Genomic DNA, 24,664 nt, shown 5'->3' with positions numbered 1-24,664 from the left:
ATTTCAGATTTAATAAGATTATTATTCAGTCTAATCGTAATGTCCTTTCTCGGATCAATTATTTATCCCGGATTACAAACATATTTCCGGTTTGTTCCCATCGATATTGTTTTTCAACATCAATTTCATTCAAAATATCATATATCGTATGCTCGGAAGTAAAACTCCCCGTAAAAGCCTCTTCCTGCAAAGAGTTGCTCTCTATTACAATCTTTATGTTATATTTTCTCTCTAAATCTCTCGCTAATATGCCAAAGGGAATCTTTGTAAATTTCATTTTCCCATTTACCCAGTCACAAACATCATCCGCATTTACTGTTGTTTTCTTCAGCTCATTATCTATTTTATTATAACTCAACTTCTCATTAGGTTGTAAGCGTATTATTTTTGTATCCGGTTCGTTATTCAACGCCACGTCAACTTTTCCGGTTCGCAACACAACATTCACCAACTCCTCATCCTGATAGGCCCTGACATCAAAAGTCGTTCCCAATACTTTTACACTCAGATTGTCAGAGTTCACTATAAATGGTTTCAAAGAGTCCGGGGTTACTTCAAAATATGCCTCCCCTGTCAGGTAAACATCACGAGACTTTTCTGAAAAATCTTTATTATAGGAAAGAGAAGAACCAGCATTCAGCCAAACCACCGACCCATCGGCCAAAGTTACTTTCGAACGTGATCCCAATGGTACAGAGGTCTGAAAACGAATAATCTCCGAATCCTGTTCATCCGTCAATACACCTGCATAATAAGATAAACCGCCTATAGCCAGCATGATCATTACTGTTGCAACGATTTGTAACCAAGGACGAATAAAGAATATTCTTTTTGAAGAAACCCCCGCCTCTTTAGCCATCAACTCACCAAAATGTTTCTGGAAACCAAGCTCCACCCGGGAAGAAAAATAAGGAACATGGGAGATGGCCCACCAGTCCGACATTTCCGAAAACAACTGCTGATTCTTTTTATCAACCTGCAACCACTGGAAAAGTTCTTTTTTTTCAGTGTCTGACAAATTGCCCAAAAAGTGGCCGATTATCAGTTTACGTATATATTCTGTATCCATAATATTTTCAAATAAATTCATATCTACATAAATAGATACGCCATTTTTCAATAATCCGTTTATACTAAAATGAATTATTTTTGAAAAATATCCAATAATAAGCAGACAACAGGATATAAATTCCCCAATAATACTTTCAACTTAGATAATCCTTGCTTAATTTGTACCCGGACCGTACTGGAAGAAATATTTTTCATCCGGGCTATTTCTTCATAGGTTTATTATAATAAAGGTGTTGAATAAAAATTTCGCGACACTTCGCAGGCAACTGGTCGATAGCCCTACTTATCAGATCGGTTAACTCTTTATTTTCCAAACAAGCCAAAGGTGAAGATTCTAAACAGATCAATTGCTCATGAACATCAATCACATAGCCGTTTATATCAGAGACCGGCACCTCTTCTAAGCGCTTTTTCCTGTAAAAACTCAAACACTGGTTTTGAACGGCACGTATCAAATAAGCTTTGACGGGATAAACTAATGACGACCGATTATTCCATACATTCAAAAAAACATCATTTACAATCTCTTCTGCTATTTCCGGCTTATATACATACTTTACTGCAATCGCGCACAAATAGGTATAATAGGTCGCATACAATAACTTAAAAGCATTTGTATCTCCCTTATTAATACGTAGTATGGTCTCTCTTTTTACATCCATTAATTTAGATTTAAATAAACCCGCCAACAAACTTAAATATTTTATTTCAATACTCGCACAATCTTTAACCTTTTATTCATCACAAAAATAAAAGCATGAACCACCGACGGAGCTCATCCCGTCAAGCGATCCATGCCTCTTTTCCTAATTATTATGGCAAAATAATTAAAAACAGATCTTAAAAGACGGCAAACAGGGAATGGAACAAGAATAGAAAGACATCAGATGTCTTGTTTTTCTCATCCGGCCTTTCCTCGAAGCCGTCGAAAGAATATGCCTTGCAGGTCTTCTGACTTACTTCCGGTTTGAGCGCCTTCCCATTCAAAGAAGAACAGTGGCACTAGTGTTGCCCAATCCGTTATGAAGCTTACAGCAGCGGGACTGTCCGGGATTCACACCCGGTTCCCTTTTAATCCTTACCCGCGGATACAGGCTCGGAACAATGCATGTCGCAAATATAGAGATATTTTTACATCTTATGGTAGCAGATCCTATAAATTTTATTTATTATGTTTACGATATTCGTCTATTGCGTCTTTTACCGAGCCGTACATCAGAAGTAACCGTTGCGACTGACCATAATTCAAGCCCAGTTCCTCAGCGACCATCCGTGTCCCACGGTCGATCAGTTTCTGGTTGGTAAGTTGCATATTTACCATCCGGTTGCCTTTTACACGTCCCAGTTGGATCATTACCGAAGTAGAGATCATGTTCAGGATCATCTTTTGCCCTGTTCCGGATTTCATACGCGAACTGCCGGTAACAAACTCCGGGCCTACGATCATTTCAATGGCTACATCTGCCTCCGCTGCCATCGGAGAATCCGGATTACTGGAAATGGAAGCTGTCAGGATTCCTTGCTCACGTGCCTTGCGCAAAGCTCCTATTACATAGGGAGTCGTCCCGGAAGCGGCAATGCCGATTACTGTATCTTTTGTTGTAATATGGTGCTCCTGCAATTCCTCCCAACCGCGGTTCAGATCATCTTCCGCATTTTCTACCGGATTACGAAGCGCTTTGTCTCCACCCGCGATCAGTCCGATCACCAGGGTTGGCGGCATTCCGAAAGTAGGAGGTATCTCCGAAGCGTCGAGCACGCCCAAACGTCCGCTTGTGCCGGCGCCCAGATAAAAGATACGTCCCCCTTGTTTCATCCGGGGGACGATCTGTAATACAAGTTCTTCAACTTTAGGTATCGTTTTCCGGACTGCTGACGCGACCTTCCGGTCTTCCGTATTTATATCGTCCAGTAATTCCCGGACCGACTTGCTTTCCAGATTATTATATAATGAGTCTTGCTCTGTTATTTTAGTAAACGACATATTAAATATGTATTATGTATGTTGCTAAACAGATACAAAACTAACAAAATTTATGTCTGCGAACCTCTTCTTACTTATACATTTCTTTCAACCATTGGAACCGTGCCATATTTTGTTCCGGATAAGTCCAGTGACCGGTTTCCAGATAAAGATGCAGTTCTTTTGCTCCCGGAATAACATTATAAGCGGAATACATGGAGGTTGGAGGACAAGTCACATCATTATATCCCCAGCTATACCACCCCGGTGCATTTACGCGACGGGCAAAATTAACCACATCGAAATAAGCTAATGTCTCCACCTCATTCGGACCAGGTTTTGCATTCCGGTAATAATGAGGCCAGCCACCGGCACGCTGATGTAAATAACCGGCATAATCACATAAGGCCGGATAGAATGCCGCCAGAAACTTAATACGCGGATCCAATCCTGCCGTAACGATAGAAAGCGCTCCTCCCTGGCTACCACCGGTTACACCGACAGTCGAACCGTCAAATTCAGGCAAAGAGAAAATAAAATCCACCGCTCTCACACAACCGAGATACACCCGTTTGTAATAATGGGCGTCACGATCATTCTTATTGATCCCGGGATATCCGTTCAAAGCACCGGATGCCAGGTTATTATATACTTCCTGGGGCATATTTACCGGAATTCCATGAATACCGATCTCTAATGTGATAACATCATCCCCTAAATTCATGCCGTTATACGGACGGATACCGGCACCCGGAACCTGGAGGATAGCCGGATATACCCCTTCCTTTTTTGGGACAACCAGAATACCATACATACGGGACCCTGGACGCTCATTCTGAAAACTGACATGATAAACGTTTTGCGTAGACGTACATCTTTCCGGCATCAATACCATTTTAGGGTCCAGAGAGGTTTTACGGGCATCTTCAATCGCCTGCTTCCAGAAACTGTCGAAATCTTTCGGATCAGCGGTTGTCGGCCGGATTCTTTCTTCATCTACGGCAACCGTAGCCATTCCCTCATAATTACGACCATCTACTTTTGCTATGACCTTACAACGCAAAAAACCAGGTTCATTCATGGAGCCTTTTAATGTTGTTTTACCATTTTTCAAAAGCACATCCGCTTCTTTCTTTACGGGGAAATACTCCGGCCCCACTTCATAATCAACTACCACGTCTTTCAGGAGATTTTCATTTCTAAAGACTTGAACAGTAAAAGTAACTTCCTCTTTTTGTTTGTATTTCCAGTCTGTCCGATCCGGAGATACCACCACATTGACCAATTTCTGGGCCGGCTGAGCCTCCAGCCCTAACGAACTTCCTACCAGCAATACCAGAAGGAAGCAGAATGAGAATAACACTTTTTTCATCTTGAGAATTTATTAAATATAAGATTACAAACACAACAAAGATAAATACGATCTATCAGATATCAAAGCGTTGATTGGCCATGATATGCAATCAGTCCTTCCATCGGACTTCGAGCGACCATCCCCAGACGGATTCCCAAATCAAACGCCATCTCCTTCAATACATCCTGATAATACCAGGCTACCGAACCTACCAGGTGGACAGGCTGTTCAAAATAATCGTACTGTTTCACATTCCGGGTAAAAAAAGCCAGAAAACTACGGGTAACCAACTCCCAGATAGCCGGTTCATCCAGATGCTCCCGTATAAAAGGAGAAAATCCTGCCAGAAAACGATTAGGGAAAGGCTGCCGGTAAACCTTGTCCATAATCAGGGCCGGGGTCAACTCATATTGTGTCAGGAACTGATCTTTCAGGGCCGGAGGCAACTGGTCTTTCAGGACATCACCAATCAATAATTTCCCCAATACCGCACCACTCCCCTCATCGCCCAGGATAAATCCCAGAGGAGAGACATTCTTTACAATCTCCCTGCCATCATAATAACAGGAGTTGGAACCGGTCCCCATAATGCAGGCAATCCCCGGCTGATCTCCGCACAGGGCACGGGCAGCCGCAAGCAAGTCGCTCCCTACCTCTACCGGAACAGGCAGATACTGGTTGACGGCCCGCCTGATCATATCATTCTTCTCCGGAAAAGCACATCCTGCTCCATAAAAATAAATAGCTGAAGGTTTGAAACCTTTTAGAGAAGGTAACAGGCCGGCTTCTATCTCCTTCCCGATTTCCTCTTCTGTCTGAAAAAAAGGATTCGTGCCCCGTGTTTTGAAACGGAGGATAGATTCACCATTCTCCACCACACACCAATCAGTCTTCGTGGACCCACTATCAGCTATCAATATCATATTTCACTTTATTATAAAATCAATCAATACGTCTGTCTTTTCTGCCAAATGCAGGATCAATCTTCAGGAAAGCCGTCACTGCCAAAGTGATCAGGCAGCATCCCATCACCCACCAGAAAAAGTGCTCATATCCCAACTGCTCCTGCAACCAGCCGGCAATCATCCCCGGCAGCATCATACCTAAAGCCATAAATGCCGTACAGATAGCATAATGAGCCGTCTTATGTTCACCCTCTGAGAAATAAATAAGGAACAGCATATAGGCCGTAAAGCCGAATCCATACCCAAACTGTTCCATAAAGACACATACATTTATAATAAGCAGATTCTCCGGCAAGGCACTGCTCAGGTAAATAAAAACCAGATCCGGCAAAGTAATAGCCAGCGCCATCGGCCAAAGCCATTTCTTCAGTCCGCCTTGTGCCGCAACAATACCTCCGATGATCCCGCCTAAAGTCAGCCCGATGATCCCGATCGTACCATAAACAAGGCCGATCTCTGCCGTTGATAATCCGAGCCCTCCTACATCACGCGGATCGATCAGGAAAGGAGTGACCAGTTTTACCAGTTGTGCTTCCGGGAAACGGTATAACAGCATAAACAGGATCGCAATCAGGGCCTGTTTCTTCTTAAAAAACGAAACAAATGTAGCAAAGAATTCTTTAAACAGGGTAGAAGCCGTCACAGCGACAGCCGGTCTGTCCGATTCGGGTGTCGGCAATATATATTTATGATACAGGCATAGCCCGATAAATAGACCTGCCAGGATCAAAAATGTAACCGACCAGGCCAGCGGTATCTTTCCGGTACTTTCCTCCAAAGCACCTGCCAGCATCACCAACAGACCTTGTCCGGCAATAGTTGCGATACGGTAAAATGTACTTCGTATCCCGACATAAAATGCCTGGTCATGCGAATCCAGCGCTAACATATAGAAACCGTCAGCCGCAATATCATGCGTCGCAGAACTAAACGCCACCAACCAGAATATAGCCAAAGTCAGCTGAAAGGAATAATCCATCGGAATAGTGAAAGCAATACCCGCCAGTCCTGCACCTATCAAAAACTGCATGGTAACCACCCACCAGCGCTTCGTCTTCAGCAAATCGACAAAAGGACTCCAGAAGGGTTTGATCACCCAGGGGAGATAAAGCCAACTGGTGTAGAGGGCAATATCTGTATTACTGATCCCCAAACGTTTATACATGATGACAGAGATCGTCATCACTGCCACATAAGGAAGGGCCTCCGCAAAATAAAGCGTGGGTATCCAACTCCATGGAGACGATACTGTGGATTTTCCGGTTAATAGTTTCATTTTCGCGGGCTAGATTGTATCATTTTACGTACTATTTCATTCTTCTCTTCTTCTGAAATGCTTACTTCCCGCAAAATAGTTTCAAGATCTTCAGACGTCACCTTATCAAAATCCTTCTCTAAAGGGGTGATAAAGAGACCGGCCATCTCAACCGTTGCCGGACTGATCAGGATATTAGCATCTCCTTCTGCATAAAAACAGGACGGACGCAATTCCTTACGAGGGAATATACAGGATATCCAGTTATCCTCATCCTTCCAAGCATCCTCATCCTTCCAAGTAACCACATTCATCATCGGTTCAGAATCTCCTTCTTTTATTTCCAGTTGTGCGTATAATTGTTTAAAAGCATAATCGGCTTCGCGCAAATCACTGGAGATCAGCAGAAATGCAGACGCCATAAAATCGTAAAGTACATAAAGAACCGTATTACGCCCCTCCCAGACTATACCCTTGGGAGCCTTTTTATAGTTTACTTCTATCGGCAAATTTCCCCGTTCCATTGCCTGGAAATGCATATGATCCGGAGCAGAGGCTCCACATTTCGGACCATTGTAAAAGACGGCATAATCCTGAAGATCGTGTGCCAACCACAGCATATCCTCATAATAAGGAAGAATTTGCTGATCTTCATGCCATTTCAATGGTATCGTCAGATGTCCGCTGGAGATTGGATAAGGATTAACCAGTATATCGAAAGCATCATTGTAATCAATACCATATTGTTCTTCCGGCCGGTGACAGAAAAAACACGGTCGTGCTTGCAAAGAAGCAGTGTCTGTTTTAGCAGCAGAGGAACGGATACGCTCCGGATTGAACTGTAATATAACAGGGAAATCCTTTATATAAAGATACCGGGTCTTAAGGCTTGCCAAAGCATAGGTATTCGTGCGAACCAACTCCCAATCTCTTATCTGGTTATCGAGAAGATCTTCTACGCGTTCTCTCAACTCATTCATTTCAGACTTATCAATCATATCATTTTTGATTTAACGTTCTTCGGGTACCCAATTCAATGGCTCGGATACTGTCTTTATAGGCATTATGTTCGTTGGTTTTCCGGATATCCAATGCGGCATCGGTATTGTCCTCCCAACGGCGGCAAAGATAAAGGACATCGTAAATACGTCCGATCCGGTAAATACGCGATATAGCCAATCCTATGGCATAATCTTCGCCATAACTCACATTCGGCATTTTCAACTCGCGAAGAATCGGGGTATAAAAAGCACGGGGTGCTCCCAGTCCATTGATACGCAAAGCATTATTACGCCCATTCTCTTCCGTCCATTCCCGGTGGTCGATAATGCCGGGCGCTATTTCATTCAGGTCGAAATCAGTCATTTTATAGGTTCCGATCACCATTGCACAACTTTCCGCATAAAAAGCATCTACAATCTTTTGCAAAGTATCGGGACCGCTATACACATCATCACTGTCAAGCTGTACACAGAACTTACCGCACGAAGGATGGGCAGCCGCCTCATTCCAGCAACCGCCGATTCCGAGATCGTCACGTTCGGGGATCAGGTGTATCAGACGTTTATCTTCAGCATACCGCTGAATAACCTCTGTTGTCCCATCGGTCGAATGATTGTCGACAATGATCAGGTTGAAGTCAAAATTGGTCTGCTGCCTAAAAACAGAACGGATCGCATCCTCGATCGTACGGACACGGTTGCGGACAGGGATGATCACAGATGCTTCGCAAGGGAAACCTTTCTTCTTGAACTTTACCTTCAAAGGTTTCTTCTTCAAAAAAGCACCCAAATATTTCAGATAGACAGTACAGGCCGATTCCATTTCCTCCTGCACCTCACGATTCTTTGGATCCACATAATCAAACTGTTTCTCGCCGCTTTTCCGATTATCTTCTTCTGTAAAAGAATAAAGATACTCCCGGATATGAACAATAGTCTCCGGCATAAATGAGGCATCGAGCTGGTAAAGATAGAAACCTGCATAGACATACTCCGGAAACATTTTTTTACGAGATTCGAAATAATAGTTCAATTCATCGTAATTAAGCAGCAATAACGGACCGAAATCAAAATCATCCCGTATGCTTCCCTCCTGATAATCGTTCAACGGATGTTCCTGCCGGATACCGTTACATATTTTATAATGATCGGCATAAACGATTTTACAACATCTGTTTTCAGCAACAAAAAGCATCCGCTCCAGTCCGTTTTGTCCGAACCTCAAAGGAGTTGTACCAGTATAAAATAAGACATTCCGTTCGTCAGCATGTTCCCAAATAGTACGCAAAGTATTTGTACCGGTCAGCGTATCGACCTGCAGGATTTCGCAACCGTCACAGGCTTCCGCCTGCAATGAATCAGAAGCTAAAAGATATATTTTATTAACCAGCCCGGTACTCCTGAGTTCGTCTACAGTCAGTTTCACCATGACTGGAGAAACATAAGGCAAAAAACAATTTACTGTTTGCATAATAGCACTTTTAAGATTGTCGGGTAAAGATAACAAAAAGATTAATCCTCCTCCCAGAAAAAGTCATCATAAAGCTCTTCTTCTCTTTGTTTTTTCCGGTATTTTTTCAGAAAAGCTCGCATTCCCGTAAGTGTAGAAACGCTTTGCATATACTCTTCCACTGTTTGCAGCAGGTTTTTCTGCTGAGACAAAAGAATATCCAGGTGAATATCTATCTCTTTCAAAGGAACAGTTCTCAATTGCGTATAAGCATTTTCCACACCAGATAAAGGAGCCTGACAAATCAGGTAAAATTCTTCTTCCAAGCGATTCAACTGTGCACGCAAAATCTTATTATAACGTTTCAAAACCTCATCCGTTTGCGATTGAGGTGTCTTTGCCGATTCTTCCTGCAACCAGTTAATCTGCATCATCAACAAGGAAGCCAAGTCTTTTTGTTTATATGCTTCCGTCAGTTGTTTCATCCGTTCTTCCTTCTGTGCACGCAATGTTTCATCAGTTTCCCGGTCCGGATGAAGTTCCTTCACCAGTTCCAGATATATTTCACGCATTGACTTTAAAGTTTGTTCCTCCTGCAATTTCTGATTCAATTCGGCTTTGGTCATTTTCCTTTCTCTGGACTGCGACGATTTCTGTTCCTCTCTGGCTGCACGCCTCTGTTGTTCTTTTTCTTCCGCCGCCTCCATTTTCTCCATCTCATTCTTCATTAAATCATTAAAAGCGTTGAGCAGTTCCTCTTCCGTCTTTGCGTTTTTCATTTTCTTATTGAGTTTAAAACCCATCATTTGGATAGCGAACAACGTATCCTGTACTGCTTCCATTTCCAGTTCTTCATGAGTCATTCCGGATGAGAGTTCCTCATATTTATGAACGAGGGGAACAATAACGGAGCGTTGCTCTTCATTCATATAGTCAGTCACTCCTTCACTTTCAGCAGCAATAAGATCTATCAGCGTTTTCCGATCCGTTTTACTCAGTTTTCCTTCTTCATATATTCCATCCAGATAAATCAGATAATCATATTTCATTGCTGTCTCTTTCTCAAATAAAGATTTAGCATGCTCCTGATAGAAAGTTCTGATTTTTCGTTCCTTCTCAGGAATAAACGTGATCTCTGCCTTTAGTTCATTTATCTTCCTGTTCAGGCGATTGAACTCAGACTGGGCAGCGGTAAGTTTCGTTCTTCCTTTCTTTTTAATAACAGGAGTCAGGGACAAATCATCATTTGCCACATCCTGATCTTGAAATAGTTTTGCTTGTTTGTTCATATCAATACTTATATGGTAATAAAAAAACTGCGTAACTCTCCACCGAAAGCTACGCAGTCTCCTATTTATAATAAAAACTTTACAGCTATTATTCTTCTCCTAACAGGATTTCCAGGATTTGAACGGCAGCCTTAGCGACTGATGTACCCGGACCGAAGATAGCGGCAACACCTGCCTTGTACAGGAAGTCGTAGTCCTGTGCAGGAATAACACCACCGGCGATAACGATAATGTCTTCGCGGCCTAACTTCTTCAGTTCATCGATAACTTGCGGTACCAATGTCTTGTGTCCGGCAGCCAAAGAAGAAACACCCATTACGTGAACGTCGTTTTCAACAGCCTGGCGGGCAGCTTCAGCCGGAGTCTGGAACAACGGTCCCATATCCACGTCGAAACCACAGTCGGCATAACCGGTAGCTACAACCTTAGCACCACGGTCGTGTCCGTCCTGACCCATCTTAGCGATCATGATACGCGGCTGGCGACCTTCTTTCTTAGCAAACTTTTCTGTCAGCTCGCAAGCCTTCAGGAAGTCGGCATCTTTCTTTGTTTCTGATGAATACACGCCTGATATAGTTCTGATGATTGCTTTATAACGTCCTACAACAACTTCGCAGGCATCAGAGATTTCTCCCAGTGATGCACGCAGGCCGGCAGCCTTAACAGCCAGTTCCAGCAAGTTGCCTTTCTTAGTTTTCACACATTCAGTGATGTCTGCCAATGCTTTCTGAACAGCTTCTTCGTCGCGGTTTTCACGCAACACCTTCAAATTGGCAATCTGTTCATTACGTACGGCTGTGTTGTCGATTTCAAGGATATCGATCGGATCTTCTTTCGGCAGACGGTATTTGTTAACACCAACGATTGTCTGAACGCCTGAGTCAATACGAGCCTGAGTACGCGCAGCAGCTTCTTCGATACGCATCTTCGGAAGACCTGTTTCAATCGCTTTTGCCATACCGCCCATGCTTTCGATTTCCTGGATCAATGCCCAACCTTTGTGTACCAGTTCGTTTGTCAAAGATTCTACATAGTAAGAACCGGCCCACGGGTCGATTTCCTTACAGATCTTTGTTTCTTCCTGGATATAAATCTGTGTATTACGGGCGATACGTGCAGAGAAGTCTGTCGGCAAGGCGATAGCTTCGTCCAACGCATTGGTGTGCAAAGACTGCGTGTGTCCCAGAGCAGCAGCCATCGCTCGATACAAGTACGGCCTACGTTGTTGAATGGGTCCTGTTCGGTCAACGACCATCCTGAAGTCTGGCAGTGAGTACGCAGCGCCAAAGATTTCGGGTTCTTAGCACCGAAACTCTTCACAATCTTCGCCCACAACATACGTGCGGCACGCATCTTGGCGATTTCCATGAAGTGGTTCACACCGATTGCCCAGAAGAATGACAGACGCGGAGCGAATGCATCCACATCAATACCTGCGTTAACACCAGCACGAAGATATTCCATACCGTCGCACAGGGTATAAGCCATTTCAATATCTGCTGTCGCACCGGCTTCCTGCATGTGGTAACCGGAGATAGAGATAGAGTTGAACTTCGGCATCTTCTGTGATGTATATTCGAAGATATCAGCGATAATCTTCATAGAGAATTCGGGCGGATAGATATACGTATTACGCACCATGAATTCTTTCAGGATATCGTTCTGGATAGTACCGGCCATTTCTTCCAACTTAGCGCCTTGTTCCAGACCTGCGTTGATATAGAATGCTAATACCGGAAGAACACCACCATTCATGGTCATGGAAACAGACATTTTGTTCAAAGGAATACCAGCGAACAATACTTTCATGTTTTCCAGCGAACAGATAGATACACCGGCTTTACCAACGTCACCTACAACACGTTCGTTATCGGCATCGTATCCGCGGTGTGTCGGAAGGTCGAATGCAACAGACAAACCTTTCTGGCCGGAAGCCAGGTTACGGCGGTAGAATGCATTTGATTCTTCTGCTGTGGAGAAACCGGCATACTGGCGGATTGTCCAGGGACGCATAGCGTACATACCGCTATACGGGCCACGCAGATAAGGAGGCAGACCAGATGCATAGTGCAGATGCTCCATACCTTCCAGGTCTTCTTTTGTATATACTGGTTTCACCTCGATATGCTCGGGTGTTTTCCAATTGGCTTCGATGCCATTGGCTTTTGCCCATTCGGCAGCATTGGTTGCTGCAAAACCGGCATTCTTTATATCTATATTCTTAAAATTTGGTCTCATAATTGTTTCTACTTAAGCGATTCCTAATTTTGCGTTGAAAGCCTTCAATGTTTCAAGCACGTTGCTCTTCACATTGATAAACTGATCGATACCCTGAGCTTTCAGGTCTTCCATGCATTCAGGAGCACCTGCTACAACGAATTCAGCACGTCCGGCCAACGCCTTATAAGCAGCAGGAGCATATTCTGCATATTCGTCATCACTAGAACAAAGAACAACGATTTGAGCACCGGCTTTCATCGCTGCCTCAACGCCAGCTTCAACAGTTTCGAAACCTAAGTTATCAATTACCTTATATCCGGCGCAAGCAAAGAAGTTGCTTGAGAACTGTGAACGGGCAATACGCATAGACAAGTTACCGATAGTCAGCATAAAGACATTCGGTGTCTTTCCGCTGTTTTCAGTTGCCAGACGCAATGCTTCGAACTGAGATGCACCACGAGAGAAATCAAGAGGAGTAACCGTTGCTTCACCGCAAGAATGACCACCACCGCAGCAGCAGGAAGCAGTTTCTTTAATCTTACCGGCAGCCACTTCCGTAAAGTTCGGGAACTGGTTAGAACCCAGCAGAATTTCACGACGGGTAGCAACCGCTTTCTTACGAGCTGTATTGGAAGCATTCACTGCATTCTGGATATTTCCGTTAGCAACTTCAGCTGCGAAACCGCCTTTGTCTTCTACTTCCAGGAATAGGTTCCAGGCAACTTCAGCCAACGAGTTTGTCAGTACTTCCACATAATAAGAACCGGCAGAAGGATCGACTACCTTGTCCAGGTGACATTCTTCTTTCAGTAACAACTGCTGGTTACGGGCGATACGTTCAGAGAAATCGTCCGGAGTCTGATAAGTCTTATCGAAAGGACGTACAGTAATAGAATCGACACCTGCCAAAGCTGCAGACATCGCTTCAGTCTGAGAACGCAACAAGTTTACATGAGCATCGTAAACAGTCATGTTCCATTCGGAAGTCTGAGCATGTGCGTTCATCTTGCATGCACATTTGCATTCTGGATTGTAAGCAGCAACAATTTCAGCCCACAACCAACGTGCTGCACGGAACTTAGCAATTTCCATGAAGTAGTTAGAACTGATACCCAGATTAAATTTAATCTTTTTGGCAACTTCGTCTGCGCTGAATCCAGCTTCAGTCAATTTAGCCATCAGTTCGTTACCCCAAGCCAGTGCATAACCCAGTTCCTGAGTAATATAAGCACCTGCATTATTGAAGTAGAAAGCGTTTACAGCTAACACTTTATAACCTGGTAGTGCCTGACCTGCTTTGAGCACAGCAGATGCAGCTTCTACCCAGTTTCCATTTTCTTTACCTTTTACCAACGGTTTCTTGAACGGGTCATAGTTTACAGAACCGAAACATTTGTTCAGGTCTACGTCTTTTCCCTTCAGGATATATTCCAGGATACCGATCAGTTTTTCAGCCTTGCAGTTGCAAGTGTTGAAGTTCAGTTCAGTAGCTTCCGGACAGATACCGTTTAATAATGTTGCAATATTTTCAGCATTCACTTCATCACCTTTGATGATGAAACCGAGAGAAGTAACACCTTTAGTCAGCAAATCAAGAGCCTTTTCGTTGGCTTCCTTGAAACAGGTTACTTCAATGTTCTGGCGTACCTTCCAGTCGTTATCCTTCTTTGTTCCGCGAACATAAGGGAATTCACCGGGAAGAGACTCGGTAGTCTTCAAACCTTCGATGTCTTCTGCACGATAGAAAGGATTTACATTAAATCCTTCGCCTGTCTTCCAGACAAGCTTTTTCTCAAACGGAGCACCTTTCAGGTCAGCCGTAATCTTCGCCATCCACTCTTCAGTAGTGACCGGAGCGAATTCTGAGAAAAGTTTTTCTTTTAGTTCTGCCATAATATTAGTTATTTTAATACTGGTATTAGTAATTGTTCAATAGTATATTGTTCAATAACAGATGGCAAAGGTAGAATAAATAAACAGGAAGAACAATGAAAAATAAACGAAATTGCGCTCAGTTTTAACGCCTTTTAGTTGTATGAAGACAATTATAGTATCATAATGACAGGAAGAAACAAAATTCTTTACATTTTTTTCCGTTCCGGAGAACACCGAAACGAAATAATAACTATTTTTGTCCCGTCAAACAATGAAAACTATGACACGAAACGGTGCATTCGTCTAGTGGCCTAGGACGCCGCCCTCTCACGGCGGAAACTCGGGTTCGATCCCCGGACGCACTACGAAAGCCTGCTGAAATGATTTCGGCAGGCTTTTTTATCTTTCACACTTTTGATAAGAAATAATTATATACCTGAAAGTACATTTCATTTAGGTACTCTATCCTCTAACGTACTCTTATTTTTTTGATCACTTCTGAATTGTGTCGGGGTAACTCCTTTTATTTGTTTAAATGCCGTACTGAAATAGCGTTGATATGTAAAACCGACTTCTTCCGATATTTCCGTAATACTTAACTGAGTGTCTGTTAAAAGTTGTACTGCTTTTTCTATACGAATTCGATTTATATAATCATTGGCGCCTATACCGGTCAACGCCTTGATTTTATTATAAAGGGAAGTACGGCTCATTGCCATCTTGTCCGTCAGGAAATCAATATTTAATTCCGGGTTATTCAAATTTTCATTGATCACTTTACTCAATTTGATCAGGAATTCATCATCTATATTATTCTGATGTGAGGATCTCAGTTCTGCGACATAACCGAGATTCATATACTTTTGTTTGATAATCTCCCGGTTCTTCAACTGGTTTCTGATAACAGATATCAGCAAATCAAGTTCAAATGGCTTACCGATATATGCATCAGCTCCTTGATTATAACCTGTTTGAGTACTTTCCGAATCGGTTCGGGCAGTAAGCAAAATAACCGGAATATGGCTAGTATCAATATTTTGTTTGATTCTTTTACATAACTCAAAACCATCCATCCCAGGCATCATTATATCGCTTACTATAATATCCGGTCGCTTGTTTCGGATTACATCTAATGCATTTATACCGTCTTCAGCCGTATAAACAGCCTTGAATCCCCATAACTCATTTTTTAAGAAAAGACGTAATTCCTGCTTATCCTCAACGATCAAAACAGTATAATTTTCAGTCAATATTTGGGTCATTACATTTTCCTCCGGAATAGATATGCAATTTTCGTTATCATAAAGTTGTATAGCCATATCCGAAGTTTCTTCCTGTTCTGTATTTACAGGTAATTCAAAATAAAACGAAGCTCCCTTGTCTTCATTATTAAATGCACCAATCTTACCTCCATGTATTTCTACAAGTGCTTTGGCATACGAAAGACCAATACCACTTCCAGGTTGCTCATGATTTCCTTGATAAAAGGGGGTAAAGAGCTTCCGGATATCTACATTATTCAATCCAATCCCTTGGTCTTTGACTGTTATTCGAACAACATCTTTGATAACCAAGGTAGAAACTGTAACCCTCGTATCCGAAAACGTAAATTTCAATGCATTCATAAGAAGATTCGATAGTACGATTTCACATTTCGGTTTATCAAAGGAAATCATACCTATGGTATTGTCAAGGGAGTAAACCAAAGTTATCTGTTTAGCCTCAAACTCATTCTTGAAATCTTCACAGACAGATTTAACCCAATCGTTCAACAAATAAGGCTTCTTATGCAGAATATTTTTATCCTCCTTTACTTTGTTTACATCCAGAACCATATTAATCAGGTTCTTCATTTGGCAAGCTTGATTGTAAACGCTCGTCAATTGTTTTGTCATAACTTCCGGCTCTATCTTGGAAGAAGTATTCAGTAGACGTTTCAGCGGAGCACAGATTAGAGTAAGCGGAGTACGCAATTCATGACTGATGTTGATCAGAAAGCGAATTCTTTCTTCATTCGATTTCTGCTTATGTTCTTTTATTTGCAAGGTAAGTTCGAATTCTTTTCTTTTAATAATACTCCGAATGGTTATAAAAACGATACCAAGTAACAAGACAGACATTCCTGCGATAATCCAGGTATTTTTATACCAAGGAGGTGTTACTGTAATACGAAGAAGCTCCTGACAGGAACTCCAGTCTCCGTTTTTTGTATTACATGAAACCTGTATTGAATAATCACCTGGCATCAAGGTGCTCAAATTGAGAGTAGGATTGTATGATTCTGTATATGAATTGATGGGACCTACAACACGATACTGGAAAATCCTTTTTCTGAACATATCTTTTTCCTTAGTAATCACTTTGATAGCTATTGAAGAATGATCCGATGGTATTTTAATTGTTTTTGAGGTTCCCAAAAGTTCGGGAGATACAGATTTCCCGTTTACTAATATATCAATAAGTTCAAACACAGGAGGATACTCTTCTTGCATGGATATGTTTTTACTTACTTTGACCAAGCCGTAAACACCCCCTAAATAAATATTTCCAGCGATTGAGGTTGGTGGATAAGCAAAAGGTAATTCATTCGGCAGAAACCCGTCCGATTCCCCATAGATTGTAAACTTGTCTTTTTGAATATGATATGAAAACAACATGTTCTGTGCTCCAATCCACAATCTATCCTCATCATCTAACAATAAAGTAGATACACTATAAAACAATTGTGTCTCTATCTTTTTATAAATATCAGATTCAGGATCATAATATCTTAACCCATTATCGGTTCCCAGCCAGAATTTCCCATTTTTGTCCCTACAGACCGCCCTTATAGTCTCATTATTACTAACTGAGAATATGACACTTAGGCTATCATTCTCTTTATTGACTCCAAACAGTTCTTTCTTATTGAACAGAAATGCTTTATCTTGGGTAAAACCAAGCAATATCAGTCCCCCGAGATAACTCCGGTCTGTCTTGAAAGAGGAGAAGGTTTTCTTTTCCGTATCATAGATATAAGCATGGTTGGATAATATATATATTTTATTTTCACTAACTCGGTTTCCATAAGTAATATAAAGCGAATTATAGATTTCACGTGTGATTTCTGGGGATACAATGACAAAAGGACGATGTCCGCCTGTTTTTTTATTGAATAAATATGGTTCTTTACCATATAAAAAAAGCAACAACTCCTCATTCGAATAATCTGTAATAAAAACTATACTTTCGTTATACGTATCGGGATAATGCCTAAATGTGTCGTTGAACGGATCATAGCGATTAAGTCCGCCGCCGTCGGTACCGATCCATAAGATTCCTTCCTCGTCTTCAAACAGACTGATAACCGTCTTTTCACTCAGCCCGTAGGTCGTGTTCAATGCAGCGTCTTTATATGTTCTAATAAATGCCTCTTTTACTCCAATAACACCACCACGCACACTTCCCATCCACATATTGTTATCATAGTCCTTATATAAGCAAGATATAGAATTTACCGGCAAGGAATTAACGTTTCCCGGAATATGCAGCAGAGTGGATATGTTCATATCCTCGTCAAGAATGTTAATGCCTCCTCCATCAGTTGCGATCCATAATTCACCATCTTTAGACTGTATGTCCAACACTATATTGCTGCTCAGATCAGAATTTCGATCAGTAAGATGCCATTTTTCTTTTCCATCAACAGAATAACAAATGACACCATGCATATAAGGAGCAACATAAATATTTCCTCTATCATCCACAAACAAAGAGGCTATATTTGTTTCTTTGCAGAAAAAGGCTTTCTCCAATAAATGACTGACGGTATTATAACTCCATACCCAGCCACCCCGATCTGAGATAAGCCAGTTATCGTCTTTCCAAGGGATAATCCGATGAAAGCTTTTCCATGAAGTATCCCCTTTTACAGGTAAAACTGAAACAGTTTGCGTCTGATAAGTATATTGGTAAAACAAACCATCCCCACCGAACACGATCCCATCCGGTGTAAAAACGTAGGAATAAAAAGGTTTATCTTGGGTAATCGGAATAAAGATATCTTTTTCCTTGTCATACTTTGCCAATCCGTTATTGGTTCCTACCCACACATTATATAATGAATCCTCTACGACAAAAAAGATATAGTTACCAGGCAGTGTATTCGGATCATCGGGAACCTGATAATAAGATTTCATTTCAGACCAATCAAAACAATTCAGACCGGAAACCGTTCCAATCCACATTAATCCTTTATGATCGACAAAAAGACAATTGACAGAAGATTGGGATAACCCTTTCTCCTATTGTTATTTGCTGAAAGTTGTAATCAGAATTAGCTTTTATTGAAACCGTCAAACAGAAACTTGTTATGACAACAACCAAAAGTACGCGAAAGAATGTCGACATGATATTATAAGTTTAACATCACAAAAATAGTATTTTTCACTTATATCCCCCCATAAAAACTGCCTCAAAAGTACCTCTGTGACAATCCCACAAAAACTTCAACCTATTCTTTTTACTAAGAATGAATATTAGTTGATAAAAAATGATCAATATTTGACAAAAGTAAACAAATGATGATAAAAATCAAATATTCACCCTAGTCATCAACAATAACTCATCCAAACGATATCTGAATGTTTTTTGATATATGATAATTAAAACCGGATCTGTTCTGCCTGATTTATTCAGTCTTTTGCATACGACAAATCTCATCAAATTTAATACACATGGAAGAAAAAAGCATTTTGACTGTCGACTTGTATGAAAACCTCCTCACCGAAAAGGTTGGTGATTACAGTGGAAAGGTCTGCATTACCGGAACCTTACATAATAAAGAAGTTGCCCAACGTTTTGCTAAAGCACGTACGGAGTATCGCCCGGAAACCATTGAAAACATTCTCAACATATCCGACCAGATAAAAGTTGAAATTATATCTGAAGGCAAAAGCCTGGTGGATGGTGTCGGACAATACATGTTAAACATTGCCGGACCGTTCGAAGGGGAAGATCCCAAATTTGACCCAGCCAAGCATACGTTAGGAATCACTTACACGCCGGGGAAGTTGCTCCGAAACGCAATGAAACTGATAACCATTGATCCGCGTGTGGCAAAAACAGGTCCTGTAATCAATAATATCACCGATTCCACAACAGGTTCTGTGAACGACAAGATTACTTCCGGTGGTCCGGCAGTAATTGACGGTTCAACACTTCTGTTAAAAGGCGAAACCGATACTATTGGAGTCTATTTCAACCCAGACGGTAGCGGAGAAGCAAAAAAAGTACAGACAATTGTTATGAACACTAAATCGCAGATCATCATTTCTATTCCTCAATTAGAAGAAGGCCAATATAAGTTGAGTGTCACTACACAGGCCGGTTCCAATTACCAGTTAGTGAAAGAAGCACGCACTTATACATTTCCTATCTTACTAACTGTAGGCGAAGGGGATCGTCCTGAAATAGAGTAGACCGATCATAGTCCCTGTCACCTCACCGATCATAGTCCCTGAGATATGACAGGTAAGGTGACCTAAGACATGAAGGGTAAGAGTAGCTAAGATATAACTGGTGATAGTACCTAAAACATGAAGCATCATACCCAAAAATCATCAACACTTAAATCAAAAAGAATACCATTTGAGTTATTAATCTAAATTACGAAAGTATGAAAACAAACCTAAAAAATGTATGTTTAGTGGGTAGTTGCATTTTGATCTGTACAGGATCTGCAAATGCAAATCTACCAGAAAACATCAAAGGAGAGAATGTCGACATTCAGGGCATTCATCAACAGAAAAAACACACCGTTACCGGTTTGCTGACTGATGCCGACGGTAATCCGATTATCGGCGCTACAGTTTCCATCAAAGGCACAACACACGGTGTAACAACTGACATAGACGGTAGATACGTACTCAATAATGTCAACGAAGATGACATTATTGAGTACCGATATATCGGTTTTAACACAGAAGAAAAAACGTATAAAGGCGAAAAGAGTATCAATATCCGCTTGGTTGAATCTTCCGTTAGTCTGGACGATGTGGTCGTTATCGGTTACGGCCAACAGAAAAAAGAGAGCGTTGTTTCGTCACTGAACACCATTTCTGCAAAAGAATTATCTATGCCAACACGAAGCCTTTCCAATAACATCGCTGGACAAATCGCAGGTGTATTGGCCGTACAACGTACAGGGGAACCAGGAAAGGACAATTCCGAATTCTGGATTCGTGGCATCAGTTCATTTGCTGGCGGAACATCTCCGTTAGTATTGGTCGATGGAGTTCCCAGAAATATGAATGATATTACAGCAGATGAAATCGAATCGTTTACTGTACTGAAAGATGCTTCCGCGACAGCTGTTTATGGAGCCGAAGGTGCCAATGGCGTTGTTTTAATTACGTCCAAACGAGGAACATCCCAAAAACCGACTTTGAACGTTCGTGCTGAATTCGGAGTTTCCCAACCAACCCGGTTACCTCGCACATTAGGTTCATACGATTACCTTACCTTATACAATGAAGCTGTATGGGAAAGCAGTGGTAACCCTACCGACTTTACCGCACCATTCTCTGATGAGGTATTAGAACTATATCGCACAGGGGCAGATCCGGACCTATACCCAAATACCGATTTTTCCAGCTTGCTGCGAGACAATACGTTCAATGAAAGAGTTACCCTCAATTTGCGGGGAGGTTCCGAACGAGTAAAATATTTCGTTTCCGGAGCTTTCTATCATGAAAACGGTATTTTCGACTCAAAGGCAATCGACAAATACGATGCCAATATCGGATTGAGTCGTTACAACCTCCGCTCCAACGTGGATATTGCCGTAACGAAAACAACCGATTTGTCTATTGACATGAGCGGACAATATACAGACACCAGCAACCCGGCATATTCTACTGACGATATTTTCGGACAAATGTATTACTTCGCTCCACACATTTTTCCACTACGATTTTCAGACGGAACATTCTCCGAACCATCCATTTACAATGGAGAAACCGGAAATCCTTACAACAAATTGAATGAATCCGGTTATCAAAAACAGTGGAATGCAAACCTGCAATCCAAAGTAACATTGAACCAAAAACTGGATTTCATTACAGAAGGTTTGAGCTTAAAATTGGCTGGTAGCTTTGATGCAGATTATTACTCTGCAACTAAACGTACCAAAACACCTACCACGTATAGAATGATTCTGAATGAAAACGGAGAAAAAGAATACATCCAAATCAACGAAGGAAATCCGGATTTGACCGACTTCTCTGGTGCTGGGACTGGTGGAGAAAAACGTATCTATCTGGAAGGATCACTAAACTACAAACGAATATTCAATAACATTCACGATGTATCCGGCATGTTGCTTTATATGCAAAAAGAAAAACAATCGCAAGGTGTAGGTCTACCTTATAAAAAACAAAGTGTGGTAGCTCGTGCTTCGTACGGATACGACAACCGTTATATGGTAGAAGGCAGTTTCGGTTTGACCGGTAGTGAAAACTTCGCCAAAGGACATCGTTACGGAATTTTCCCGGCTGTTGGTGTAGCTTGGTATATCAGTAATGAAAAATTTATGAAATCCACCGAAGATGTTATCAGCAAATTAAAACTACGTGCATCATATGGTCTTACCGGTAACGACAATGTGGGTGATACCCGATTCCCATACCGTGGTTCACTGAACAGAGGTGGTGCCGGATATAATTTCGGATTCAATATAGGATCAGGCGGCGGTGGTACCAATAACCCGGGAGGTGTACACGAGTCTACATTTGAAGCCCCTACCCTTGCTTGGGAAGTTGAAGAGAAAAAGAATATCGGTATTGACTTAGGATTGCTGCGTGGACAAATCGATTTAAGTGCCGATATCTTTAAAAACGACCGTCGGGATATATTGATGCAACGCAAGACTGTAAGTGGTATGACTGGATTCAGATCCAATCCCTGGCAAAACTTCGGTAAAATGAGTAATAAAGGTTTTGATGGAAATATCGTTTTCAAACAAAACATACAAGAGGTAGCACTTACTTTCCGAGGAAATGTGACTTATGCTAAAAACAAAATTGTCGAATACGATGAAGTTGAACCTCGTTATGCTTATCAGCGCGTAACAGGAAATAGCTTAAACAAACCGCTCTTATACATCGCTGACGGTTTATACACCGACGATGATTTCAATATTACCGAAGATCCAACCAATGGACAGAAAACATACAGTTTGAAAGAAGGTCTTCCCAAACCTGCCGCAGGTGTATCACCTGGTGATATCAAATACCATGACTTAAATGAAGATGGTAGAATCGACAGCTACGATAGAACCTATGATCACGACCGTTATTCTGAAAACCCGGAATGGGTTTATGGATTCGGTTTGAACATTGATTATAAAGGATTTTATGCTGGTATTTTCTTCCAAGGGGTAGCCAATGCTTCTATGAACATAAGTAACCTTATTCCTTTTAGACAAGGCCAAACAACCTCAGCTCGCAGGGAAGCCATGACTAGCCATTGGAGCAGTCACAATCCTGACAATCAGGATGTATTAGTACCTCGTCTACATAATAATTATTTTGAGCATAACCATTATGCGAGTACATGGTGGTACAAAAACGGAAATTTTATTCGCTTAAAAAATCTGGAATTCGGTTATGTATTCGATAGCAAGATGCTACGTAAAATAGCGATGAAAAACGCCCGCATCTATGTACAGGGAAACAATTTGGCCGTTTGGGATGATATTAAGATGTGGGATCCGGAATTAGGATCGGCCGGTGCTTCCAAATATCCGATCAATATGACTTGGACTGTAGGTCTTGAACTTGGTTTTTAATATAAAATAAACAGAATATGAAAAAAATAATAGCTTCGATAATAGCCGGTACATGTCTAACATTTACTGCATGTAGCGACTTCTTGGATGTTTCCGACGAGTTGGCCAGCAACCTGACCATGGAACAAGCATTCAGCAATGTCAAATATACCAAAGGTTGGCATGCCAATATCTTTAATTGTATTTCTCAATATTCACATATTTGTGACAATGTAACAGGTTTTACCAACCCATGGTATTCTTTAGGTGGAGAAGGAAGCGTCAGCCATGGTACTGTAAAAACAGAAATGCAAAACGGATTCACAGCCAGTACCGCAGGTTTCCACCGTTTTAACGCCCTCTATCAATACATCCGGCAAGCGCATCTATTTTTAGAGAATGCCAAACCCATTGGTGTTTCAACCGACCAAGAGAAACTTACTGAGGAAGATATCAACCGAATGAAATCTGAAGCAAAATTCTTCATTGCTTACTCTTATTTCTCTTTATTTGAATTATACGGTCCTGTTCCTGTCATAGAGGAGGCTGTGGATCCTTCCGGTACTTCTTTCGATTTTCCACGGGCATCGGTTGATGAAATTGTCAATTATATAGATGGCCTTTATCAAGAAGTTTTAGAAGAGAATTATCTACCTCTTACACTTCGGAAAATCAATGATTTCACAGGGGAAGAAACTGAGAATATGAATGAAATGGTTCGTCCTACCCGCGCCGTTGTTTTAGCAATGCGTGCAAAACTATGGGTATATGCTGCCAGCAAATTATTTAACGGCGGATACAAGGAAGCCATGGAACTGACAAATTCCGATGGCTCACGAATCTTCCCGGATTATAATGCCTCCAAATGGGAAACTGCTAAAAAGCATTTGGAAACATTCCTTCAATTCGCAGAAACAAACGGTTACGAACTTTTTAAGGTGTACAACAAAGACGGTAGTGTAAACCCCGGTCAATCCGTTTACCGCTTGTTCCAAGAATGGAATAAAGAAGTAATTTGGGCAACCAGTGTCACTCATATGAATAATGGGAACGGTGATTTCGACAGACGATGCCGTCCTACAGACATTATGGATGGCTGGAGTGGAGCAGGTGTTTCTCAACAATCGGTAGATGCTTTCTTTACTAAAAACGGACTGGACATTCATGAAGATCCGGAGCATGATGAAACAGGATTCACAGATCTAGAAAACCCCTGTGCATACAAAAAACCTCAAATCGACAAACAAATTTTTAACATGTACGTTGATCGGGAACCTCGCTTCTACCAATCAGTGACTTACCAAGGCAGAAGTTGGCATATTCAGCCTCTGAAGGTTGGTCCGTAGACTTCTCTGTCAATGGAAACAACTCCAACAATATCGCTTGGCGTGAACATTTCACAGGCTATCTGTTGT

15 protein-coding genes, 1 tRNA gene, 2 pseudogenes and 1 riboswitch are annotated in these 24,664 nt (G+C 41.6%); of the genes and pseudogenes, 4 read left to right on the top strand and 14 right to left on the bottom strand.

What is annotated here, in order from left to right; genetic code table 11:
- Positions 1 to 58: 58 nt before the first annotated feature.
- The 12 genes and pseudogenes from DXA15_RS03960 to mutA all read right to left on the bottom strand — a co-directional run bounded on the left by DXA15_RS03960 (position 59) and on the right by mutA (position 14,461).
- Entirely contained in the window at positions 59 to 1,069 is a 1,011-nt protein-coding gene (locus DXA15_RS03960; protein ID WP_158579636.1) for a FecR family protein, read from the bottom strand.
- 74 nt (positions 1,070 to 1,143) lie between these two features.
- Entirely contained in the window at positions 1,144 to 1,266 is a 123-nt protein-coding gene (locus DXA15_RS27790; protein ID WP_303645825.1) for a hypothetical protein, read from the bottom strand.
- Between the two features lie 5 nt (positions 1,267 to 1,271).
- A complete protein-coding gene (locus DXA15_RS03955) occupies positions 1,272 to 1,733 on the bottom strand; it encodes a sigma-70 family RNA polymerase sigma factor (protein ID WP_233566791.1) in 462 nt (153 codons plus the stop codon).
- Positions 1,734 to 1,994: 261 nt separating this feature from the next.
- Positions 1,995 to 2,193, bottom strand: a riboswitch (cobalamin riboswitch).
- 40 nt (positions 2,194 to 2,233) lie between these two features.
- Positions 2,234 to 3,055 (bottom strand): N-acetylmuramic acid 6-phosphate etherase, encoded by an 822-nt coding sequence (gene murQ / locus DXA15_RS03950; protein WP_128133199.1) that lies wholly within the window; start codon positions 3,053 to 3,055, stop codon positions 2,234 to 2,236.
- 70 nt (positions 3,056 to 3,125) lie between these two features.
- Positions 3,126 to 4,406 (bottom strand): acetylxylan esterase, encoded by a 1,281-nt coding sequence (locus tag DXA15_RS03945; protein WP_128133198.1) that lies wholly within the window; start codon positions 4,404 to 4,406, stop codon positions 3,126 to 3,128.
- 62 nt (positions 4,407 to 4,468) lie between these two features.
- Complete coding sequence (locus DXA15_RS03940) at positions 4,469 to 5,311, bottom strand: ATPase (protein ID WP_128133197.1); 843 nt, start codon at positions 5,309 to 5,311, stop codon at positions 4,469 to 4,471.
- A gap of 19 nt (positions 5,312 to 5,330) precedes the next feature.
- Positions 5,331 to 6,629 carry an MFS transporter gene (locus tag DXA15_RS03935; RefSeq protein ID WP_128133196.1) on the bottom strand — a complete coding sequence of 433 codons (1,299 nt, stop codon included), beginning with the start codon at positions 6,627 to 6,629 and terminating at the stop codon, positions 5,331 to 5,333.
- Entirely contained in the window at positions 6,626 to 7,606 is a 981-nt protein-coding gene (locus tag DXA15_RS03930) for a DUF4922 domain-containing protein (RefSeq protein WP_199676213.1), read from the bottom strand. Before DXA15_RS03930 ends, DXA15_RS03935 begins: the two co-directional genes overlap by 4 nt.
- 1 nt (position 7,607) lies before the next feature.
- On the bottom strand, positions 7,608 to 9,080 hold the full coding sequence (locus DXA15_RS03925; RefSeq protein WP_128133195.1) for a glycosyltransferase family A protein: 1,473 nt from the start codon (positions 9,078 to 9,080) through the stop codon (positions 7,608 to 7,610).
- A 41-nt stretch (positions 9,081 to 9,121) separates the two neighbouring features.
- Positions 9,122 to 10,348, bottom strand: coding sequence for a J domain-containing protein (locus DXA15_RS03920; RefSeq protein WP_128133194.1), 1,227 nt, complete (start codon positions 10,346 to 10,348; stop codon positions 9,122 to 9,124).
- Positions 10,349 to 10,436: 88 nt separating this feature from the next.
- Positions 10,437 to 12,586 (bottom strand): annotated as a pseudogene (gene scpA, locus DXA15_RS03915) (methylmalonyl-CoA mutase).
- Positions 12,587 to 12,598: 12 nt separating this feature from the next.
- Positions 12,599 to 14,461, bottom strand: coding sequence for a methylmalonyl-CoA mutase small subunit (gene mutA, locus DXA15_RS03910; protein ID WP_128133193.1), 1,863 nt, complete (start codon positions 14,459 to 14,461; stop codon positions 12,599 to 12,601).
- Between the two features lie 274 nt (positions 14,462 to 14,735).
- Between mutA and DXA15_RS03905 the strand changes: the two genes are divergently transcribed.
- Positions 14,736 to 14,808 (top strand) — tRNA-Glu (locus DXA15_RS03905).
- 84 nt (positions 14,809 to 14,892) lie between these two features.
- Here the strand turns inward: DXA15_RS03905 and DXA15_RS03900 are convergent.
- Positions 14,893 to 18,237 carry a response regulator gene (locus DXA15_RS03900; RefSeq protein ID WP_158579635.1) on the bottom strand — a complete coding sequence of 1,115 codons (3,345 nt, stop codon included), beginning with the start codon at positions 18,235 to 18,237 and terminating at the stop codon, positions 14,893 to 14,895.
- A gap of 423 nt (positions 18,238 to 18,660) precedes the next feature.
- A pseudogene (locus DXA15_RS27870) lies at positions 18,661 to 18,714 on the bottom strand (hypothetical protein); the annotation flags it as partial.
- A 444-nt stretch (positions 18,715 to 19,158) separates the two neighbouring features.
- On the opposite strand from DXA15_RS27870, the gene DXA15_RS03895 reads away from it, so the two are divergent.
- The 3 genes from DXA15_RS03895 (at position 19,159) to DXA15_RS03885 (ending at position 24,595) form a co-directional block, all read left to right on the top strand.
- Complete coding sequence (locus DXA15_RS03895) at positions 19,159 to 19,902, top strand: DNA-binding domain-containing protein (RefSeq protein WP_128133191.1); 744 nt, start codon at positions 19,159 to 19,161, stop codon at positions 19,900 to 19,902.
- Between the two features lie 197 nt (positions 19,903 to 20,099).
- Positions 20,100 to 23,270, top strand: coding sequence for a TonB-dependent receptor (locus DXA15_RS03890; protein ID WP_233566790.1), 3,171 nt, complete (start codon positions 20,100 to 20,102; stop codon positions 23,268 to 23,270).
- 17 nt (positions 23,271 to 23,287) lie between these two features.
- The gene (locus DXA15_RS03885; protein ID WP_233566789.1) at positions 23,288 to 24,595 is read left to right on the top strand and encodes a RagB/SusD family nutrient uptake outer membrane protein; all 1,308 of its coding nucleotides are present in this window, start codon (positions 23,288 to 23,290) and stop codon (positions 24,593 to 24,595) included.
- The last annotated feature ends 69 nt before the right edge of the window (positions 24,596 to 24,664 follow it).

The organism is Parabacteroides sp. AM58-2XD (assembly GCF_003463685.1).
GTDB classification, from domain to species: domain Bacteria; phylum Bacteroidota; class Bacteroidia; order Bacteroidales; family Tannerellaceae; genus Parabacteroides; species Parabacteroides segnis.
This window is presented reverse-complemented; position numbering and strand designations above follow the sequence as displayed.

Coding starts and splice junctions, on each gene's coding strand:
- DXA15_RS03960 (WP_158579636.1), bottom strand. CDS start 1,069: ATGGATACAGAATATATACGTAAACTGATAATCGGCCACTTTTTGGGC.
- DXA15_RS27790 (WP_303645825.1), bottom strand. CDS start 1,266: ATGAAAAATATTTCTTCCAGTACGGTCCGGGTACAAATTAAGCAAGGA.
- DXA15_RS03955 (WP_233566791.1), bottom strand. CDS start 1,733: ATGGATGTAAAAAGAGAGACCATACTACGTATTAATAAGGGAGATACA.
- murQ (WP_128133199.1), bottom strand. CDS start 3,055: ATGTCGTTTACTAAAATAACAGAGCAAGACTCATTATATAATAATCTG.
- DXA15_RS03945 (WP_128133198.1), bottom strand. CDS start 4,406: ATGAAAAAAGTGTTATTCTCATTCTGCTTCCTTCTGGTATTGCTGGTA.
- DXA15_RS03940 (WP_128133197.1), bottom strand. CDS start 5,311: ATGATATTGATAGCTGATAGTGGGTCCACGAAGACTGATTGGTGTGTG.
- DXA15_RS03935 (WP_128133196.1), bottom strand. CDS start 6,629: ATGAAACTATTAACCGGAAAATCCACAGTATCGTCTCCATGGAGTTGG.
- DXA15_RS03930 (WP_199676213.1), bottom strand. CDS start 7,606: ATGATTGATAAGTCTGAAATGAATGAGTTGAGAGAACGCGTAGAAGAT.
- DXA15_RS03925 (WP_128133195.1), bottom strand. CDS start 9,080: ATGCAAACAGTAAATTGTTTTTTGCCTTATGTTTCTCCAGTCATGGTG.
- DXA15_RS03920 (WP_128133194.1), bottom strand. CDS start 10,348: ATGAACAAACAAGCAAAACTATTTCAAGATCAGGATGTGGCAAATGAT.
- mutA (WP_128133193.1), bottom strand. CDS start 14,461: ATGGCAGAACTAAAAGAAAAACTTTTCTCAGAATTCGCTCCGGTCACT.
- DXA15_RS03895 (WP_128133191.1), top strand. CDS start 19,159: ATGGAAGAAAAAAGCATTTTGACTGTCGACTTGTATGAAAACCTCCTC.
- DXA15_RS03890 (WP_233566790.1), top strand. CDS start 20,100: ATGAAAACAAACCTAAAAAATGTATGTTTAGTGGGTAGTTGCATTTTG.
- DXA15_RS03885 (WP_233566789.1), top strand. CDS start 23,288: ATGAAAAAAATAATAGCTTCGATAATAGCCGGTACATGTCTAACATTT.